This is a genomic window from Rossellomorea sp. YZS02, from assembly GCF_033963925.1.
Taxonomy (GTDB): Bacteria; Bacillota; Bacilli; order Bacillales; family Bacillaceae_B; genus Rossellomorea.
Genome location: NZ_JAXBLY010000005.1, coordinates 209,546 through 230,108, shown reverse-complemented (window position 1 = coordinate 230,108; position 20,563 = coordinate 209,546). Strand labels below are relative to the sequence as shown.

16 protein-coding genes and 1 riboswitch are annotated in these 20,563 nt (G+C 45.9%); of the genes, 3 read left to right on the top strand and 13 right to left on the bottom strand.

Going from position 1 to position 20,563, the window contains the following annotated elements; all coding sequences use genetic code 11:
• Nucleotides 1-380: 380 nt before the first annotated feature.
• The 6 genes from SLH55_RS07325 to uvrB all read right to left on the bottom strand — a co-directional run bounded on the left by SLH55_RS07325 (nucleotide 381) and on the right by uvrB (nucleotide 7,652).
• Complete coding sequence (locus tag SLH55_RS07325) at nucleotides 381-737, bottom strand: phage holin family protein (protein WP_098351986.1); 357 nt, start codon at nucleotides 735-737, stop codon at nucleotides 381-383.
• Nucleotides 737-940 (bottom strand): PspC domain-containing protein, encoded by a 204-nt coding sequence (locus tag SLH55_RS07320; RefSeq protein WP_219165855.1) that lies wholly within the window; start codon nucleotides 938-940, stop codon nucleotides 737-739. The genes SLH55_RS07325 and SLH55_RS07320 overlap by 1 nt, the downstream gene beginning before the upstream one ends.
• Nucleotides 941-961: 21 nt before the next feature.
• Complete coding sequence (locus SLH55_RS07315; protein ID WP_320323096.1) at nucleotides 962-2,083, bottom strand: DUF4097 domain-containing protein; 1,122 nt, start codon at nucleotides 2,081-2,083, stop codon at nucleotides 962-964.
• Nucleotides 2,084-2,105: 22 nt separating this feature from the next.
• Nucleotides 2,106-2,420 (bottom strand): DUF4870 domain-containing protein, encoded by a 315-nt coding sequence (locus SLH55_RS07310; RefSeq protein ID WP_219165857.1) that lies wholly within the window; start codon nucleotides 2,418-2,420, stop codon nucleotides 2,106-2,108.
• Nucleotides 2,421-2,788: 368 nt separating this feature from the next.
• Nucleotides 2,789-5,662, bottom strand: coding sequence for an excinuclease ABC subunit UvrA (gene uvrA / locus SLH55_RS07305; protein ID WP_320323095.1), 2,874 nt, complete (start codon nucleotides 5,660-5,662; stop codon nucleotides 2,789-2,791).
• Nucleotides 5,663-5,669: 7 nt separating this feature from the next.
• A complete protein-coding gene (uvrB, locus tag SLH55_RS07300; protein ID WP_320323094.1) occupies nucleotides 5,670-7,652 on the bottom strand; it encodes an excinuclease ABC subunit UvrB in 1,983 nt (660 codons plus the stop codon).
• Between the two features lie 581 nt (nucleotides 7,653-8,233).
• Between uvrB and SLH55_RS07295 the strand changes: the two genes are divergently transcribed.
• On the top strand, nucleotides 8,234-10,222 hold the full coding sequence (locus SLH55_RS07295) for a peptidoglycan recognition family protein (RefSeq protein WP_320323093.1): 1,989 nt from the start codon (nucleotides 8,234-8,236) through the stop codon (nucleotides 10,220-10,222).
• A gap of 66 nt (nucleotides 10,223-10,288) precedes the next feature.
• Here SLH55_RS07295 and SLH55_RS07290 read toward each other — a convergent pair whose 3' ends face one another.
• The 6 genes from SLH55_RS07290 to SLH55_RS07265 all read right to left on the bottom strand — a co-directional run bounded on the left by SLH55_RS07290 (nucleotide 10,289) and on the right by SLH55_RS07265 (nucleotide 15,997).
• On the bottom strand, nucleotides 10,289-10,555 hold the full coding sequence (locus tag SLH55_RS07290; protein WP_320323092.1) for a CsbA family protein: 267 nt from the start codon (nucleotides 10,553-10,555) through the stop codon (nucleotides 10,289-10,291).
• A 36-nt stretch (nucleotides 10,556-10,591) separates the two neighbouring features.
• Nucleotides 10,592-11,233: an HD domain-containing protein gene (locus SLH55_RS07285; protein WP_219165861.1), complete on the bottom strand. Its 642-nt coding sequence runs from the start codon at nucleotides 11,231-11,233 to the stop codon at nucleotides 10,592-10,594.
• Between the two features lie 325 nt (nucleotides 11,234-11,558).
• Nucleotides 11,559-12,734: a phosphoglycerate dehydrogenase gene (locus SLH55_RS07280; protein WP_320323091.1), complete on the bottom strand. Its 1,176-nt coding sequence runs from the start codon at nucleotides 12,732-12,734 to the stop codon at nucleotides 11,559-11,561.
• Between the two features lie 2 nt (nucleotides 12,735-12,736).
• On the bottom strand, nucleotides 12,737-13,816 hold the full coding sequence (serC, locus tag SLH55_RS07275; RefSeq protein WP_320323090.1) for a 3-phosphoserine/phosphohydroxythreonine transaminase: 1,080 nt from the start codon (nucleotides 13,814-13,816) through the stop codon (nucleotides 12,737-12,739).
• Nucleotides 13,817-14,015: 199 nt separating this feature from the next.
• Nucleotides 14,016-15,338 carry a TrkH family potassium uptake protein gene (locus SLH55_RS07270; RefSeq protein WP_320323089.1) on the bottom strand — a complete coding sequence of 441 codons (1,323 nt, stop codon included), beginning with the start codon at nucleotides 15,336-15,338 and terminating at the stop codon, nucleotides 14,016-14,018.
• A gap of 2 nt (nucleotides 15,339-15,340) precedes the next feature.
• On the bottom strand, nucleotides 15,341-15,997 hold the full coding sequence (locus tag SLH55_RS07265; protein WP_320323088.1) for a TrkA family potassium uptake protein: 657 nt from the start codon (nucleotides 15,995-15,997) through the stop codon (nucleotides 15,341-15,343).
• Nucleotides 15,998-16,131: 134 nt separating this feature from the next.
• A riboswitch (cyclic di-AMP (ydaO/yuaA leader) is annotated at nucleotides 16,132-16,271 on the bottom strand.
• 200 nt (nucleotides 16,272-16,471) lie between these two features.
• Between SLH55_RS07265 and SLH55_RS07260 the strand changes: the two genes are divergently transcribed.
• Together SLH55_RS07260 and SLH55_RS07255 are read left to right on the top strand one after the other, a co-directional pair.
• The gene (locus tag SLH55_RS07260) at nucleotides 16,472-17,335 is read left to right on the top strand and encodes a DUF1206 domain-containing protein (RefSeq protein ID WP_320323087.1); all 864 of its coding nucleotides are present in this window, start codon (nucleotides 16,472-16,474) and stop codon (nucleotides 17,333-17,335) included.
• Between the two features lie 469 nt (nucleotides 17,336-17,804).
• A complete protein-coding gene (locus tag SLH55_RS07255; RefSeq protein WP_320323086.1) occupies nucleotides 17,805-19,028 on the top strand; it encodes a dicarboxylate/amino acid:cation symporter in 1,224 nt (407 codons plus the stop codon).
• A 33-nt stretch (nucleotides 19,029-19,061) separates the two neighbouring features.
• On the opposite strand, the gene SLH55_RS07250 is transcribed toward SLH55_RS07255, so the two are convergent.
• On the bottom strand, nucleotides 19,062-20,258 hold the full coding sequence (locus SLH55_RS07250; RefSeq protein WP_320323085.1) for a PDZ domain-containing protein: 1,197 nt from the start codon (nucleotides 20,256-20,258) through the stop codon (nucleotides 19,062-19,064).
• Nucleotides 20,259-20,563 lie beyond the last annotated feature (305 nt).

The following is a 20,563-nucleotide window of genomic DNA, read 5'->3' as shown; positions in this document are numbered from 1 at the left end:
TCTTTTTTTATGCAATAGATGAATTCTCACCTCACAGGAATAGCTCCTGCGGGAAACGCTGGACAGCACGAAATGCGGAGGCGGCTCGTTCAGCCCCGACAAGCATAAGATGAATGGGCTAAGAAGGCGTTCTTTTGCCTTCTTGGACCATTTAGCTTATGACCTCGAGGGGCTAGCCGCCGTAGCTGGACAGGTGAGACCCCGCAGGCGTAGCCGAGGAGGCTCACCGCCAGCCCCGCGGAAAGCGAGCACCTGTAGCGGAAATCAACCGCCACTCGCTTCATCCAAAAGCAACAATGTTTACGAAAACACCCCTTGTAAAATAGTAAACTTTTCGAACAAAAAAACTCCGGCACGTAAAAACCGGAGTCCTTTTCTATTTACTTCTCTTTCATTGGCTCGAGGACCGCTTTTTGAATCACCAGATTGGCCAGTGACAAAATGATCGATGCCAGAAATGCCATCCCGAAGCCTGATAGTTCAAAACTGCTTCCCATCAGACCATCCGTCAATAATAACGTGATGGCATTGATGACGAATAAAAACAGCCCCAGTGATAAAATCGTGACCGGCAACGTGAGGATGATCAGTATCGGTTTCACGAGAACATTCAGGATCGAAAGGATAAAACTCGCTCCGATTGCTGCTCCGATCCCCGATACTTCGAATCCTTCAAAAAATCCGGCTAATGCAATAAAAATCACTGCATTGATTAAAATTCCGATAATCCATCTCATTATCTGATGGCTTCCTCCTCATGTGGCAGCACGAAGGCCAATAACCCATAAATGACACCGAGCGGAAAAAATCCCGTCGGAATGAGCAGGATGATAAAAATCACCCTCAGGATCGTGGAATCGATCCCCACATAACGGGATAATCCCCCAATCACTCCAGCCAGCTTACGGTCGGACCTTGATCGTGCTAATCGTTTTTTCATCGTTATACCTTCTTTCTCATCTTATGCGTTGTCCTTATTAACATTCTTCTGTTCATGCTTTTTTATGAGGACAGATCCTGCTTTTGTTTCCGCAAAAAGATGAAGCTTATCCGTCGAGTCGGTTTTTCGACTGAAACGGATCGATTTCTGCACCACTTCGTTTTTTTCCTCTAATACATCAATACCCTGCAGCTCTACCTTGAAACTACCGAAATTCGATTTAGCTTCTCCTGAAATATTGATGTTTTCAGGTACGAACAGATCAATATTGCCCGTTACCGTTTTGGCATGCACCGTATCGGATTTCTCCCCCGTAAGGGCACAGACGATGTTTCCATTCAGAGACTGAACATCAGAGTACAAAATATCCCCTTCAACATGGACCTTCCCATTAATGGACTCCGCCTCTACATGATCTGCTTTTGCGTTCTTGATGGTAATCGCCCCGTTGGACGTTTCAACTTCTACTTTTTTCGAAGACAGGCGGTCAATTTCGATCTTCCCATTTGCCGCCTTCGTACGAAGATCCTCAACTTCCAGATTACTGGCTTTTAATCCACCATTGAATAAGCGGACCGAAATCCTTTTATATTGATGCTTCGGAATGTAGAGCTTGGAATCCACTTTCATCCACTTTAATTGGGTCGAATAATAGAGCGTATCTTCATCCACGGCAAAGGATGTATTCTCCATAAACTGCTTTCTCGCTTCTTCGTGATCTTCCGTGCGATACACCTTGGCTTCACATTCTACACGGACTTCCTCTCCATCCCATGGAATCAGTTCCACCTTCCCATTCGCCACATCCACATCAATTTTCACAAAATCCGTATTGGGCTGCTGGTAAACATGGGACAACTCTACTGATTGATTCCATTGGAAATCAAAGTCGAAATTCTTGATCTTATTCAGCGCCGAATTCATGAAGTCAAGAAGCTTATCTTTCGGATTTCCCGAATGTTGATCCTTCCCATCCTTTTTCTCGTCTTGAAAGATGGATACAAAATCATCAAGAAAATCTTTTTCTTTAGTCTTCGATGTTTTTGGCTGCTTCTCGAGCGCTTCCAACAATGCCAGTGCTTCCTGTGCCGAAATCGTTCCATTCTCCAACATATCCAAAATGCGTTTGCGTTCTTCATTCATACTCTTTCATCCCCTTTATCGATTATAAAAGTACTTTGATGCCCTTATACACATTCCAAATGACTACAACAACACTGAGTAATATAGCTAAACCGATCATGACGAAGGTAAAGACAGGCAGTCCCGCACCAGTGGCGAAAACCCCCATATCCATAAACAGACCCGCAATCACAAGAGGGACCGCAATGACCGGTAATAAATGAGATAGAAATGCTGCTTTTGCATCCTTTTTCACGTATGGATTATCCGTTAGAAAATATACGATCAAAGGAAAAAGGAAGCCGGCAAAAAATATACTAAAATAGCATAGGGCTGATAATACCTTATTGGTGTCCATCTTCATCATCTCCTCTACTATTATTTACGATACGCTGGGCAAAAAGTTTCAATGCATTTGTTACTAATCTTATTTTCACATATGGGATTTGTGCTTCACTCCATCTGGAGGCTGAATTTGGGTAGGTATGGAGGTGTGGTTTTGGTTTTTGATGAACATTTTATATGGGCAAGTAGCTTGTTGATTTCCGCTCCAATCAACTTTTCAAGCATTTATTATCCAACATGATACTCGATCATTCACAATCAATTACATAACTTTTACACAAAAAGCCTCCAGCCCTCCGAATTAAAGGTGAAGTAAAAACCAATGCCCTGTTCATATTAATAATAAAAAAAGAGAGATGCATTAAACATCTCCCCTCATTATCAATTTGTTACTTCTTCTTTCTCCCGAACTTTCTTTTTCATCCGTTCACGATCGCGTTCGAGTACGGGTTTGAGGTATTTACCTGTGTAGGAGCCTTGTACTTCGGCTACTTTTTCAGGGGTTCCGCTTGCGACGATCGTTCCCCCTTTGTCTCCACCTTCGGGACCAAGGTCCACAAGGTAATCGGCTGCCTTGATGACATCGAGGTTGTGCTCGATGACAAGGACGGTGTCTCCGTTTTCGACCAGTCGTTGAAGGACGACGAGGAGACGTGCGATATCATCGACATGTAGTCCAGTGGTCGGCTCATCTAGGATATAGAGTGAACGACCCGTTGAACGTCGGTGCAATTCGGATGCTAGCTTCACACGCTGGGCTTCCCCACCTGATAATGTGGTGGCCGGCTGACCTAAAGTGATATATCCAAGGCCGACATCAAAAATGGTCTGCAGCTTACGTTTGATCTTAGGGATGTTTTCGAAGAACTTCACTGCATCTTCTACCGTCATCTCAAGGACGTCTGAAATATTCTTATCTTTGTATTTCACTTCAAGGGTTTCACGGTTGTATCGTTTTCCATGACATACTTCACAGGGAACGTACACATCCGGCAGGAAATGCATTTCAATCTTGATGATTCCGTCCCCGCGACACGCTTCACAGCGGCCGCCTTTTACGTTAAAGCTGAAACGGCCCTTTTTATAGCCGCGGACTTTCGCTTCATTCGTAGTCGCAAATACATCCCTGATATCATCGAATACCCCGGTATACGTTGCTGGATTGGACCTAGGGGTACGTCCGATAGGCGACTGATCGATATCGATGACTTTGTCCAGATGGTCGATACCTTTCACTTCTTTATGCTCACCTGGTTTAGACTTCGCATTATGAAGCTTTTGAGCCAGGGATTTATGCAGGATTTCGTTGATAAGGGTACTTTTTCCGGATCCCGATACGCCGGTTACGGCTGTGAAGATCCCCAGTGGCAGCTTCACCTTGACGTTGTTCAGGTTGTTTTCCTTTGCCCCCACAATTTCCAGGTAACGGCCATCGGGTTTGCGCCTTTCCTGTGGAAGGGGGATGAATTTCTTACCTGACAGATACTGACCGGTCAATGAGTTCGGATCGTCCATTACTTCCTGTGGTGTCCCCGCTGATACGACCTCACCACCATGTACTCCCGCACCTGGTCCAATATCGATCAGATAATCAGCTGCCATCATCGTATCTTCATCATGCTCCACGACGATCAGCGTATTCCCTATTTCACGCATATTCTTTAATGTATCAATCAGACGGTCATTATCCCGTTGATGCAAACCAATGGATGGTTCATCGAGGATGTAAAGGACCCCCGTCAGCCGCGAACCGATTTGAGTGGCAAGGCGGATCCGCTGTGCCTCCCCGCCCGATAACGTACCGGCCGCCCTGCTCAATGTGAGGTATTCCAGTCCAACATTCACCAGGAAGCCAAGACGTTCTTTGATTTCCCTCATAATTAGGTTGGCGATCTTCATATCTTTCTCGGAAAGTTGGAGTTGATGGAAGAACTGCTCCGCTTCCTCGATTGAAAAAGCCGTCACTTCCCCTATGTGAAGGGAATCCACCTTCACCGACAGGCTCTCTTCTTTTAAACGGTGGCCGTGACATGTAGGACAGTCCTGCTGCGCCATATACTTTTCCATCTGCTCACGGATATAATCCGAGCTCGTTTCACGATAGCGTCTCTCCACATTCGGGATGACGCCTTCGAAACGGAGATAGTTTTCCCTCACCTGTCCGAAATCGTTCTCGTAACGGAAGTAAATCTCATCTTTCCCGGATCCATAAAGAATCTTATCCATCTGGTGCTTCGGCAGATCCTTAACGGGAATATCCATTGGAATTTCATAATGGTCGCATACGGCCTTCAGAAGAGAGGGATAGTATTGAGAACTAGTCGGTTCCCATGGAGCAATGGCATGCTCAGCAAGGGTACGGTCCCAATTGGGGATCACAAGCTCCTTATCCACCTCAAGCTTTGTTCCCAGCCCATCACAACTTACACATGCACCATAAGGACTGTTGAAGGAAAACATCCGCGGTTCGAGTTCACTGATGGAGAATCCACAGTAAGGACATGCGTGATGCTCGCTGAATAGAAGCTCTTCTTCCCCTATGACATCGATGATCACCTGTCCATCTGCGAGCCGCAATGCCGTTTCAAGTGAATCCGAAAGTCGTGCAGCGACTCCCTCCTTTACAACGATCCGGTCGATGATCACTTCAATGGAATGCTTCTTGTTTTTCTCTAACGAAATCTCCTCACCGAGATCCTGTACCTCTCCATTGATGCGTACCCTCACGAATCCCTGTTTCTTGATGTCTTCAAGAGTCTTCACATGAGTTCCTTTACGGCCCGACACGACCGGTGCCAGGACTTGCAGTTTGGTCCTCTCAGGATATTCCAAAATCCGGTCAACCATCTGTTCGATTGTTTGGGAAGTGATCTCAATCCCATGATTCGGACAGATCGGTTTTCCGACACGGGCAAACAGCAATCTCAGGTAATCATAAATTTCTGTTACCGTCCCCACTGTTGAACGGGGATTGCGGCTCGTCGTTTTTTGATCGATGGAAATCGCAGGCGATAACCCTTCGATGGCGTCGACGTCCGGCTTATCCATCTGCCCCAGAAACTGACGGGCATAGGCGGATAAGGATTCGACATAACGTCTCTGGCCCTCTGCATAAATGGTATCGAAGGCAAGGGAAGATTTCCCCGACCCTGACAGCCCTGTTAAAACAACCAGTTTATCCCGTGGGATTTTAATATCTATATTTTTTAAATTATGAGCTCTAGCTCCTTGTACGATTATTTGGTCCTGCGCCATGATTCGTTCATCCTTCCGCCTTGAGCTCAAGAATGGTATCGCGAAGCTGTGCGGCACGTTCGAAATCGAGTGCCTTGGCCGCTTCCTTCATTTCCACTTCCAGGCTAGCAATAAGTTTTTGTCGCTCCGGTTTAGACATTTTCGAAACCTTTGTCTGTTCTCCTTCATAAACCCCTGCTTCTTCAGCGGCATGAGTTGCCCTGATGACATCACGGATCTCTTTTTGTATCGTCGTCGGGGTCACGCCGTGTTTTGCATTGTATTCCTGCTGTATCGTACGGCGACGCTCGGTTTCATCGAGTGCTTTCTGCATGGAATCCGTGATTTTATCTGCGTACATAATGACTCTCCCGTTGCTGTTACGGGCAGCCCGGCCTATCGTCTGGATCAGGGACCGTTCTGAACGCAGGAAGCCTTCCTTGTCAGCATCAAGGATGGTGACAAGTGAAACTTCCGGAATATCCAGCCCTTCCCGGAGCAGGTTGATTCCGACCAGCACATCATATTTCCCCAATCGGAGGTCCCGGATAATTTCAATACGCTCCAACGTTTTGATCTCTGAGTGGAGATATTGGACCTTGATCCCGATTTCCTTCAAGTAAGCACTGAGATCTTCTGACATCTTCTTCGTTAACGTAGTGACGAGTACCCTTTCATTCTTCTCGATCCGTTCATTGATTTCACCTAACAGATCATCAATCTGCCCTTCGATCGGACGTACCTCGATGATCGGATCCAGAAGTCCCGTCGGCCGGATGATCTGCTCGACCATTTCAGGACTATGTTCCAGCTCATATGGTCCGGGAGTTGCCGAAACATAAAGGAGCTGCTGGGTCTTCTTCTCGAATTCTTCAAATCGGAGAGGACGATTGTCCATGGCTGAAGGCAGACGGAATCCATGATCCACGAGCACTTTTTTACGTGCCTGGTCCCCGTTGAACATTCCCCTGATCTGAGGCAACGTTACATGGGACTCGTCGATTACGATCAGGAAGTCATCAGGAAAGTAATCCAGAAGCGTGTACGGAGTCGATCCGGACGGCCGCAATGTCAGGTGTCGGGAATAGTTCTCGATTCCTGAACAGAAGCCCATTTCCCTCATCATTTCCAGGTCATAACGTGTCCGCTGCTCCAGGCGCTGTGCCTCTAGCAATTTATTTTCTTCCTTCATGATCGCCAGCTGTTCTTCCAGTTCTTTCTCAATATTTTTGATCGCTACCTGCATTTTTTCCTCACGGGTAACGAAGTGGGAAGCCGGGAAGATGGCGATATGGTCTCGATCTCCCAAGATTTCCCCTGTCAGGGCGTCCACCTCACGGATCCGATCGATTTCATCACCGAAAAATTCTACACGCATACAGTGCTCATCACGGGAAGCCGGGAAAATTTCCACAACATCTCCACGTACTCGGAAGGTTCCGCGTTGGAAGTCGATATCATTTCGCTCATATTGGATATCCACAAGCTTACGGAGCAGTTGATTCCGTTCGATCTCCATTCCCGTTCGGAGGGAAAGGACGAGCTCGCGGTACTCTTCCGGATTACCCAAACCATAAATGCAGGATACGCTGGCAATGATGATGACATCCTTCCTCTCGAACAAAGCCGAGGTAGCGGAGTGCCTTAATTTATCGATTTCATCATTGATGCTTGCATCCTTTTCGATGAAGGTGTCGGTCTGTGGAACATACGCTTCGGGCTGATAGTAATCATAGTAACTGACAAAATACTCAACTGCGTTATCAGGGAAGAATTCCTTAAACTCGCTGTAGAGCTGTCCTGCCAGGGTTTTATTATGGGCAATGATAAGGGTCGGCTTCTCAACCTGCTTGATCACATTGGAGACGGTGAATGTCTTTCCCGTCCCTGTTGCTCCAAGTAGAGTTTGATGACGCTTCCCTTCATTTATACCCTGTACCAGTTTCTCTATAGCCAGGGGCTGATCTCCCTCTGGTTTATATTTAGACTTGAGCTCAAATTGATCTTTCACCGTGAAACCTCCTATAATAAAGGACTGCTACCTTGTATTTACCTACATATACCCATCTTAAACACTGTACATTCTTCTATACACATTCTACCACATTTCCTTCAGGATTAACCAACAATAAGCGAACAAAAGTTCGTTTATTTCACTCGAGGGACGGACCTTCCCTTTTTTCTTTCTCAACATTGTGGATAACTTCAACGTTCTTATTTATTTGGTGATAGAATAGAATTTTCGACAAGGAACTGCGGGGCGACCGTCTTTTTTCGACAGAATGCGACCAATTCTATACACACCCTGTGCATAACCATGTGTATAACTCGATAACACTTGTGGAAAATCCTTAAACTTATGCACATTTCGTCAATTTTCTTGTGAACAAACCTTTTGTACACGGTTTCAAACTGTGAATAACCAATAGAACCAGTATCTTATTCACATAATTCACTCTTTATCCACAATTCAATTATCTTCCCCAAAATATTCATCTAGGCATATATCCAATAATTGATTGACTATTCAGTCTATTTTTCATTAAGCTTTTTTATGTGTTCTATTAAAATACTTCACAACAGGAGGAATGTATGAAAAAAGCGAAATGGTTAAAAGTTGCCGGCAGTCTGAGTATGACAGGATTCCTATTGGGATCTGCCATATCCCCCGTATCTCCTTCCAGTTCTTATAAAGGAATCGCACAGGCAGCAATGGTCGATTCACTAGAATTGCAGGAAGCATTTCAAGAAGCCGCCAAGGAGTTTAACGTACCCGTCGAAATCCTGCTATCAGTCGGTTATAACATGTCCTTATGGGAACACCATGACGGGAAGCCGAGTGCTTCCGGCGGCTACGGACTGATGCATCTGACTGATGTCGACCTTGATTCTATGGAAGAGCCCGGAGATGAACCCCTTCATATGTATCTATCAGGGAAGGAAGAAGCAGCTGGACAGCAAGCGGTGACAACTGAAAGGTTCTCCGATTTGTCCATTACCGACCCCTCTCTCCACACATTAAATACGGCAGCTGACTTGCTTTCCCTTCCAACAGAAACGTTGAAGCATGATGAAAAGCAGAACATCCGCGGCGCTGCTGCACTACTCGCCAAGTATGCGAAACAAACGGTGGGACAAGCTTCGACTGACCTCAATGATTGGTATGGAGCTGTTGCCAAATACAGTGGTTCATCTGACAGTACAGGAGCAAGGGATTTTGCCGATCGGGTGTATGATACGATCAACAATGGTGCAGTGAAGCAGACTGAAGATGGATATTCCGTCAAGCTGGCAGCTAAACAAACCCAACCTAATAAAGAAACCATCAACAGCCTACATTTGAAATCCGACAACGATGAGAACAAGGCAGACTGTCCGAATGGCCTTGCCTGCCATTACGTCCCGGCAGCCTACAAACAAATCGATCATGATGGCACTGTATATGAATGGTCATACGGCAACTACGACAAAGCCAATCGTCCGTATGATGATCAGGAAATCAAGTACATCGTCCTCCACGACACGGAAATCAGCTATGATCTAACAAAAACGGTATTTCAACGGGAAACGACCCAGGCTTCCGCCCACTATGTAATCCGATCTTCGGACGGTGATATTACCCAGATGGTCGATAACAAAGATGTAGCGTGGCATGCAGGTAACTGGTACTTCAACTCCAAGAGCATCGGGATCGAACATGAAGGAATCGCGATTGAAGGGGCAGCCTGGTATAACGAACAGCTTTATCATGCATCTGCGCGATTGGTAAAGCACCTATCCAAGGAGTACAATATTCCGCTGGACCGAGATCACATCATCGCACATGACGAAGTGCCGGGAACATCCGCCGCCAGACAGCCGGCCATGCACTGGGATCCGGGTCCATTCTGGGATTGGGCACATTATATGCAGATCTTAGGAGCACCGCTCGAGTCAGGGAAAAAGCAAAAAGACGTCGTGCAAATCCGGCCTAATTTCAGCACGAATATGCCGGATCTTCAGACACCGACCGGTGAACCTGTGCCGAAACAATCGGCAAACTTTGTGTATTTGTATTCAGCTCCGAGCTTCGATGCCCCACTAATCAAAGATGCGGCACTTCCAAATGCTCATCCACTGGATGCGTCTAATTGGGGAAATAAAGCCGTAACAGGTCAAACTTTTTATAAGGCTGAAGAAGAAGGGGACTGGACCGCGATTTGGTATGGAGCTCAAAAAGCGTGGTTCTATAATCCGAAAGGGACCAATACTACCAAAGGCTCAGGCATTGTCATCACACCAAAAGAAGGAAAAACAGGTATCCCGGTTTACGGATTAGCTTATCCGGAAGCAGAAGCCTTCCCTGAAGGGATTCCGGTAAGAGGCATGACTGAGCTTCAATATACCCTTACCCCGGGACAGAAATATGTCGCCTCTGAGAAAGTGAAGGGAAGCTTCTACAGCGCACCGGTCTACACGTATAACCCGGAGACGACGCACAAGATTGTTTGGGGGGACGATGAGTTTTACCTCATCCACCTTAATCACCGCCTTGCCTTTGTAAGAGCGAATGATGTTGATGTAGTCGCTGCCCCAAAATAGAAAAAAATAACCACTAAAAAACCAGGACCCTCTTAAAGGGACCTGGTTTTTTTATGAGCTTTATACTCATGCACTTCTCTTCGCTTTTTTCATCATCCGGTCACTATACCAGAATCCGGCGGTCAGCGAAGCCGCGTCTATGACTATGAGCAACCAAGAATCCGTATAGCCCTTTGACACGGAAGCCGCGATGAGGGCAACGGTCAGGATCAGGCCGACATAATGATTATACGTCACCCTTGTGAACAGAACGACAAGCAATCCTGGTAAAAATAAGCCTAAAATAATTTTGGACACGTTCAACTCTCCTTGAAAGATAAGGGAATACCACATATTCTACCGAAGTTTCCCCATTCTGGAAAGGGGTTCTTACTCGTCACCTTCCCGGATCAGTTTCCGTGTCCGTTCCTTCAGCTCACTATGGGGGATGAATTTCTCTGACAGCATATCCGGAAGGACGTATTCGAGAAAGTATTGTACGCATTCCAGGTCCTTATATTTCACAATGGTAGACAGCGCTTCCTGATAGATTTCAATAAATAACGGTTCTGGATTTCCCTTTTGGATTTCACCGAAGGATTCGTACAACAGGTCGATTTTATCCGCAACGGAGAGAATCCTTCCTTCAAGGGTCTCGTCCTTCCCTTCTTTGAAACGTTCCCTGTACACTTCTTGGAACTGAGGTGGAAATTCCGTCGTGATGAATTTATTCACCATCTGGTCCTCCACCTGGCTGAAGAGCTCCCGCAGCTTGCCTGAGGCATATTTCACAGGGGTTTTGATATCGCCCGTGAACAATTCTGCATAATCATGGTTCAGCGCTTTTTCGTAAAGGGATTTCCAATCGATTTCCTTTCCGTTCTGTTCCTCCACCGTCCCGAGAAACTGGGCGATTTTCGTCACTTTGAAGGAATGACTGGCTACATTATGCTCATGATATTTGAATCGACCCGGACAGCGGATGAGTGTCTCGAGATCTGATAAGCTTTTAAAATAATGATGAATTCCCATGGTATTCTCCTCTCACTGATTATCTTTACTTTATGAAAATAGTATCAAGGAGAGTCCGCCGATGCAAAAATCCGTGGCTTTTCCTTTGGCTTTTTTCATATATCGGGTTGCATTTAATGGGGCGAGTAGCGGTTGATTTCCGCTCCAGGTGCTCGCTTTCCTCGGGGCTGCGGTGTTCTTCCACTAGCGCAATCATTTCTACTTCTCTTACTAATATGGTATTTTACCGGGTAATGATACGTGCTGATTGCCCGTCCACATTTTTTCAGGATAGGATGTGCTGATAAAAAGAACTCCCTCATTGAATGAGGGAGTGTTATATGGATCAGATAAGGCGCACGGAAACGACGCCAGAGATGTTTTTCAATTTTTGTTTGACATCCGCTTGTTCCTCTTCATTTAGCTTTTGGTCAAGATCGATCATGGTATAGGCCCACGTATGCTTACTGCGGTTGATCATATCTGCGATGTTGACGGCGTATCCGGACAGGACCGTGGCAATTTGTCCCACCATGTTCGGGATGTTCTGATGCATGACTGTCACTCTCATTTTCCCGCTGTACGGCAGCTCTACATCCGGCAGATTGACGGCATGCTTAATATTCCCGGTTTCAAGATACGTTTTTAACTGCTTGGTGGCCATGATGGCACAGTTCTCTTCCGACTCAACGGTAGAAGCACCGAGATGAGGAACAGGAACGACATTTTTCATGTCGAGTACCCTTTTATTCGGAAAGTCCGTCACATATTTCCGGACAACCCCTGAATCCAATGCTCCGGCCATGGCATCCTCTTCCACAAGCTCACCTCGTGAAAAGTTCAAGATCGTCATCCCTTTTTTCATTTTCGCGAAAGCTTCCGGGCTCACGAAGCTTGCTGTTTTATCCGTCAAAGGGATGTGTAGGGTGACGAAATCACACTCTGCCCACACTTCTTCAATTTGATGGGCCCGTTTCACATCCTGCGATAAACGCCATGCAGCATCGACGGAGATAAACGGATCGTACGCCACTACATCCATGCCGAGTGCAAGGGCATCGTTGGCCACCAGGACACCAATCGCTCCGAGGCCTACGACTCCGAGCTTCTTCCCTTTGATTTCACTTCCCACGAACTCTTTTTTCTTTGCTTCCACTACTCCGGGTACATCTTCTTCCGATTCCTTTAATGAGTTTGTCCAGCCAACGGCCGTATACAGATTACGAGATGAAGCAATCAAATTGGCGAGGACAAGCTCCTTGACGGCGTTCGCATTGGCACCGGGTGTATTGAAAACGACGATCCCCTTTTCCGTACAGAGATCGATGGGGATATTATTGACTCCCGCCCCTGCACGGGCGATGGCTTTGACGGAAGCCGGAAAATCATAATCATGGAGGTTCTTTGACCTGACGAGGATTCCATCCGGATCCCCATTTCCGTTCAAATGATAGTTGAGATCATCCTCGATCAGGGATAATCCGCTTTGACTGATGGCATTGTACGTATTGATTGAGATCATGTTCATTGTCCTCCTTGCTTCACTTCAAATTTTTTCATGAAATCGACAAGTGCTTCTACACCTTCACTTGGCATGGCATTGTATAGACTGGCCCTCATTCCCCCAACTGAACGATGGCCCTTCAGGAACTCAAACCCTTCCGCTTTGGCTTCCATTAAAAACTGGGCATTCAACTCATCATCTCCCGTAGAAAACGGAATGTTCATAAGTGAACGATTTTTCACCGGTACGGGGTTCTGGAATAACGATGATTCATCGATACAGGAATAAAGAAGGGCCGCTTTCTTCTCATTATGCTCCTGCATCCCTTCCACCCCACCGTTCTCCTTCACCCATTCCAGTACAAGCTTCAGAACATAGATGGCAAAGGTCGGCGGTGTATTGAAGAGGGAGTCATGCTTCACATATGTTTCGTAATTTAACATGGTCGGACATTGATCAGGTGCCTTCCCGACCAGGCTGTCGTGGATGATGGCGACCGTCACGCCTGATGGCCCGAGATTTTTTTGGGCACCTGCATAGATGAGTCCGAATGAAGAAACATCGATCTTCTCAGAGAGGATATGGGAAGACATGTCGGCGATAAGGGGAATGCCCCCTGTGTCAGGATATTCATGAAACCGGGTCCCTTCGATCGTATTATTGGATGTGATATGTACATAGCTCGATTGTGATGAAAAATCTTCTGATGTGTAGGACGGGATCTCAAAGGGTTCTTTGAGGGAAAGTGTTTGGACCTTTCCGACTTTCTCTGCCTCTTTAACGGCTTTCTTCGACCAGCTTCCTGTCACGATGTAATCCGCTCCCTGTCCTTCACCGAGAAGATTCAGGGGGATCATGGAGAACTGCAGGGATGCTCCCCCCTGCATGAAAATCACCTGATAATTGTCAGGGATCGAAAGCAGTTCACGGAGTAGGCCTTGTGCTTCTTCTATTATATTTTGGAAAGGGGCCGACCGATGACTTAATTCCATCACAGACATGCCACTTTCACGATAATTCAATAACTCGGCCTGTACCTTCTGTAATACAGGCTCAGGCAACACAGCAGGACCAGCAGAAAAGTTATACACACGCTTCAACAACAGCACCACCAAAAGTCAGAATTTTTCAACAGTATAATCCCGTGCAATGCTTAAGTCAATCACAAAAACTCATGATGAAAACGCTTAACAACAGTGTTTTTAGCCTTATGCGAGGTCATGGATGGATTCTTGCTTGATTTATAAAAAAATCGGCCTTCCCACATGCCCTGGATGGGCAAAGCAGGAAAGCCGATTTTCAGCCTGTAAGGATATCTTCTTTCGGATAGCGGATCTTCTCTTTATCAGGTCGGGAAAGGGAGAAAGCCAATGTGAGGGGTCCGAGTTTACCGACGAACATCACAATGATGATGATCCATTTTCCTATGACCGAAAGGGAGCCCGTAATCCCCATGGACAGCCCTACCGTCCCGAAGGCAGACACCACTTCAAACACAAGGGAAAGGAACGACACATTCTTTTCCGTCATTTCAAGGAAGAAAAGAGCGGTGAAGACCAAGAGCACGCTGATCATGGATAAAGCCAATGCTTTAAAAATATGCGTTTGATCAATCGTTCTCCTGAAAATCCGAATCTCTTTTTTCTCTTTTAAAAAGGCAATCATACTCAGGGAAATGACAACAAAGGTCGTCAGCTTAATACCCCCTCCAGTGGAAGCACTCCCTGCTCCGATAAACATTAATAAGATCGTAAAGAGCAAAGTGGAACGCTCCATGCTCCCGTAATCAAGTGAGTTGAATCCTGCTGTCCGGGGTGTTACCGCCTGAAAATAGGAGGCAAATATCTTATCTGAAATCGGGAGTGAAGCCAGGGTATTCGGATTATTGAACTCCAGTACGAATATCATGATGAAGGCAATAACATTGACCAGGAAGGTTCCAATTACCATGATTTTGGTATGAAGGGATAACTGACGGATCGTTTTGGATTTCCACAAATCCACCAGAACCGTAAACCCGATCCCTCCCAATATAAACAGAAATGAAATCGTCAAGTTGATGACAGGGCTACCCACATATCCCATCAGACTGTCGGACCATAGGGAGAAGCCTGCATTGTTAAACGCCGATATTGAATGAAAGACACTGACATATAATCCCCTCTTCCATCCAAACTCCGGCACCCATTCCGTCGCTAATAAAAGGACGGCAAACCCTTCAACGATAAAAGAAAAGACAAATAAATACTTCACAAGCTTGATGACCCCGCCCACTGACGTTTGGTTCAGGGCCTGTTGCAGAAGCAATCGCTCTTTGAATCCGATCTTTTTACCTAGCATCATAAAGATCAAGACCGCGAAGGACATGATCCCTAGTCCTCCGATCTGGATAAGGCTCATGACGACGATTTCCCCGAACAAAGTGTAGACGCTCCCCGTATCCACAACAGCAAGACCCGTCACAGTCATGGCTGACGTAGTCGTGAACAGGGCCTCAAGCCAGGTAATATGTTCAGTGGTGGCGAAAGGAAGTTTTAACAGTCCCATCCCCAATATGATAAAAAATAGAAAGGTCACAACAAGAAGCTGCGGTGGACTTAACCGAATGACCTTTTGCTTCATCCTTATACACCTTCTTTTTCAAATCGGTTAATATCCCGATTATGTCCTATGACGATCAGGAGATCCTCCATTTCGACCACTTCATCGGCAGAAGGAGATACAATGACCTCTTCTCCCCGGTGGATGGCGATGATGTTACATCCGAACTTTGCCCGTACATCAAGATCATTCAACGTTCTGTTGGCTACCTTCTTTGAAGCGCATACTTCTACAATACTGTGCTCCTTCGATAACTCGATGTAATCGATGATCTTTTCAGATGTGATATGATGGGCGATCCTTCTGGCCATGTCCCTTTCAGGATGAATGACCTTATCTGCCCCGATCCGGTCAAGCACCTTCTGATGATAGGAATTTGACGCCTTCACCCATACTTCCTTCACTCCCAATTCCTTAAGAAGGAGCGTCGTGAGAATACTTGCTTCTATATTATCCCCGAAGGATACAATCACGTGATCGAAATTCCGCAAACCAAGTGACCTGAGAACGGATTCGTCCATGGCATTCGCCTGCACAGCATGAGTCGCAATATCAATATATTTCTGTACCACATCATGATGAATATCAATGGCTAACACCTCAACATCCAGATCAGCCAACTCCTGGACCAAATTCCCTCCAAATCTCCCTAATCCAATAACGGCAAACTGCTTTTTCATGATGAAATCCTCCAAAACCTTTTTTATAGCTTAACCATCTAATGCTTGTTCATGACTTAATTCCCATATCAAACAACGCAAAAAGACCACCAGGAACTAAGCCTGTGGTCATTATCCATTAAAGATCACAAGTATCATCCTCTCCCACTACGCTTACGAGGTTAGCTGACGGATTCGGGTCATGGAAGTAGCCCTACCTTTCAATAGAAAGGATTCACCCCTATAGTACTAATGGTTCCCCCGCTTCAATTCATGAATTAAGCGATAAAGAATATTCATTTGATGATAGATATATTACTCCTCTCCACATGGGTTGTAAATAGATTATTTGTAAAAAATTCTTAAAGAAAAACAGGCAAAATTGTCTCAATACATCCAACATTTACTGTTCGTTAAAAAGGTTTGTTATTTCGTTATCAGGGGAATAGCATACATAAGTCTTACGAAAATTGAATTAGAAAGGAAGAAAGGTTTATGGCAGGAGTTTCATCCCTTAGTTCGTCAAATGGGAACAAAAACAGTTCATCCGTTTCATCGAATAATATAAAACCATGGATTAAAGGATTTGCAAGGGTTGGTTATATCTCAAGGGGCATCGTGTATATGCTTATTGGGGCATTATCCGTCATGGCTGCACTCGGTATAGGCGGTAGCACCTCGGATTCGAGCGGGGCCTTTGCGGCCGTGGCAAGCAAGCCTTTTGGGGAAGTCCTATTATGGGTCCTGGGAGTTGGATTGATTGGAATCGTCCTTTGGCGCCTCATCCAGGTGATCAAAGATCCGGAGCATGTAAAGAATGACGGGAAGTCCATGTTCAGGAGACTCGCAAGCCTTATCAGCGGCATCGCCTATGGGTCCTTAACCTACAACGCCTTTGCCATTGCCATGCATGCCAAAAGCTCGGGATCCGGTTCGGGTTCCAAACAGACCCTTTCAGCCAAGCTATTGGCCCAGCCTTTCGGTCAATGGATCGTCGGAATTGTCGGACTTATCATTATTGGTTTCGCACTCTATGAAATTCATAAAGCTTATACAGAGAAATACACCGACAAATTCAAACGACATGAAATGACAGAGAAGGAATGGGAACTTGGACGAAAAACTGGGAAATTGGGGCTGTATTCACGCGGGATCGTCTTTTTACTCATTGGCTATTTCTTCATCCAGACGGCCATCACCGCCGACCCGGATAAAACAAAGGGACTTGACGGGGCATTATCTAAACTCGCCCAGCAGCCTTTCGGACAATGGCTCCTTGGAATCGTAGCCGTTGGATTATTCTTATATGGAGTTTTTCAGATACTGAAAGGAAAGAACCGTCATATGACGATTTATTAATCAAATAAAGAGGCTGGGACAAAAGGGTTCCAGCTAAAGAAAAATCCGAACGAGTGATTTGATTAAAAATCAATCTCGTTCGGATTTTTTAAGTGCTAAAGCTTAACTCATGTATTCAGCAGGTTCCAGCTGTAGATTGGAGTGCAAGACGAAGACTCCTTCGGAAAAGCGGACTGGCTGAGACCCCGCAGGAGCGTATGCGACGAGGAGGCTCAGCCGGACGCCCGAGGAAAGCGAAGTCTTGCACGGAAATCAACAGCGGTATAACAAGCGGATGCTAAAAGACCATCTGTTCAGAGGGATCTATTTGAAATATAAGAGTCTTTTCCACTCAAATAATCACCGACTTTGACACTTTCTAAGATCTGTTGTATCTTATGAAAATGAATCCTCACTAAACCTATCAGATTTATATAAATGTTATGTTTTAGGACTTTGGGGACTATAAGACTAAAGGAGGCGTCAAAACATGAAATCTCTATGGAGAGGTTATCTCAATACATCCCTGATCATCAAAATAACCGTGGCTCTCGTACTGGGGGTTGCCGCCGGTCTAATCTTCGGAAAGGATGCATCCGTCCTTTCACCCCTTGGCGACATCTTGATTCGCCTGCTTAAGTTCCTGATCATCCCCCTCATCTTGTTCACCTTGATGGTAGGAGTGAATCAGACGAATGTAAGCAAGCTTGGACGAATGGGCGGAAAGACGTTCTTATACTATTTATTATCATCTGCTTTAGCCATCATCGTCGGAATCGCCGTTGCCAGTATCTTTAAACCAGGAACAGGCATGACCCTTGATACGACGGAGAAATTCAAGGTGCCGGAAAATCCCGGAGTCACAAGCGTCCTCCTGAATATCATTCCGGAGAATATCGTCACGGCATTCACTGAAATGAACCTTCTGGGGATCATTTTTACAGCCATTGTGTTCGGTATTGCGATTTCGTATTTACGGTCGCAAGCGGAGTATCGTGAACTGGGCGACCATGTGTATAAGGTAGTAAATGGTTTGAACGAAGCCACCCTGGCCGTCATGAAGGTGATTCTTCAATATGTACCGGTCGGGATTTTTGCCATCATGGCCAATACAGTCGGAAATCAGGGACTGGACACGCTGCTCTCATTAGGTAATATGATTCTCGTTCTGTATATTGCATTGTTTGTCCAAATCGGAATCTATATTATCGCCCTTGCAGGTTTCAAAATCAGCCCGCGCCGTTTCTTTGCTCAAGCCCGCACACCAATGTTGACTGCATTCGTCACCCAAAGCAGTTCTGGAACACTGCCATTGACACTGAATGCAGCTAAAAATCTCGGCTTGCCGAAAAGCCTGTACGGGTTCAGCTTACCCCTCGGTGCAACGATTAATATGGACGGCGCTGCCATCCGGATTGCCGTATCTGCCGTATTCGCCGCCAATGTCGTCGGAGACCCGTTATCTCTGACCGATATGCTGGTCGTTGTCCTCGTAGGAACATTGGCTTCAATCGGAACAGCAGGTGTCCCTGGAGCAGGTATCATCATGATAGCAACGGTATTCGCCCAGCTCGGCCTTCCAATGGAAACCGTCGCTTTGTTGACGGCGATCGATGCCCTTGTCGGAATGGGATGCACGGCCCTGAATGTGACCGGAGATTTGGTCGGTACGTCGATTATTGATAAGACGGAGAAGGATAGTGAAAAGCACTAAAAAAGGATAGCCGCGGCTATCCTTTTTTCTTATTCAAGAAACCTGGTGATGCTCCCATCCAGAAGCCTCATCGGCAAAAATGATCCCCAATTCATGATGATCACCTTCATACAAAGCTCCTTGAGTAAAACGGTTCTCTCCGTTCGTCCCAAGTACCTCCAGTTTACAATAAGCCCCATTCTTTTGAAGGGCTTCATAAAACGCTCTTTCCGTATTTACCTCTACTCCGTTCACCTTCAGGACGATTTCACCTACTTCAAGGGTCAATTTCTTGGCAGGCGACCCCGGGAGGATACCAAGGATCATGACTCCCTTCGGCTGACGTTTGAAGAAGTAAGGCTTTGAATCCTCCGTACTTCTGTAGCGGTATGCAATCCATGCACGTCCTATGACGGCGACGGCTGCTGCACCGATTGAAAACATAGGTGCCCAAAAACCTGTTACGGCCAACGTCAAAACGAATGCACCCAACCAGAAAACCCGGGATCCCGTATATTTAATCGCCACTTCCGGCAACGTGCTTTTCACAAGTTGCTGAAAACCAAGAAGAAACGGTACGCATAGCAAAGAATACGTTTCCGTCCCAACAGTAAGCACCGGCCACCAGTCAAATGGAAGCGTCAAGCTCCCGTCAGGAATCAGGATGAACATCGGAACCAGCCACAGTTTCTTCCCGAGATGTGCCCCAACTTTCAGGCCGCGGGCACTCTTGAATAAACGGGGTGATGTATGCTTCCAACCATTCAGTCGAATCAGGATGCCTTCTATCATCGTCAGCACACCCAGTAGTACGACGACGGAACTCAGCAGTCCCAGGTTCACGTTCTCCACATATGTATTCACATAGGGGATGTCCCATTGAAAATAATCCAACAACACTAATATGAAATAGGAAAAACCTACAGTCATGGTAGCTGACATAAGCTGAAAACGACCCGTCAGCGCAAACAGGATCGACACCGCCCCGATCAGGATCACGCCGGCGATAGGAATCACCATTCCCACTCCTACCGTAACGATTGAAAACAGCAACCCTAGTACGATACCGTAAGAAAATAATACCCTCATATCATGGTATCCATCCAACAATCTCGTATTAAAATCTCTTCGTTCCCTCTTCACACGGTAATAGCCCATCATAATAGAGAAGAACACAGAGAGATAGAAAACAGGATGCAGAAATAATTTCCCGAATCCTTTCAGGATCTCCAGCAACCAAATCTCAACCAATGATCACTCACCACCTTTTGTAAGAAAATTTGCATTATCTACTATTTTATCAAAAGAAGCGGTTAAAACCTATTGCAATTTTATTCGTTCATTTTACGTTTCGATGTCATTTCCGACAGCATTCCTCATATTTTCCCGGGAAATGATGTCGATTAGACGGAAATATTCCCTATCATTGCAAAAAAGAGACGACCAGGCTTAACTGCCGACCGTCTCTTTTTTCATTTGGCTGTTTTCGAATACATTGTTGCTTTTGGATGTAGCGAGTGGCGGTTGATTTCCGCTACAGGTGCTCGCTTTCCGCG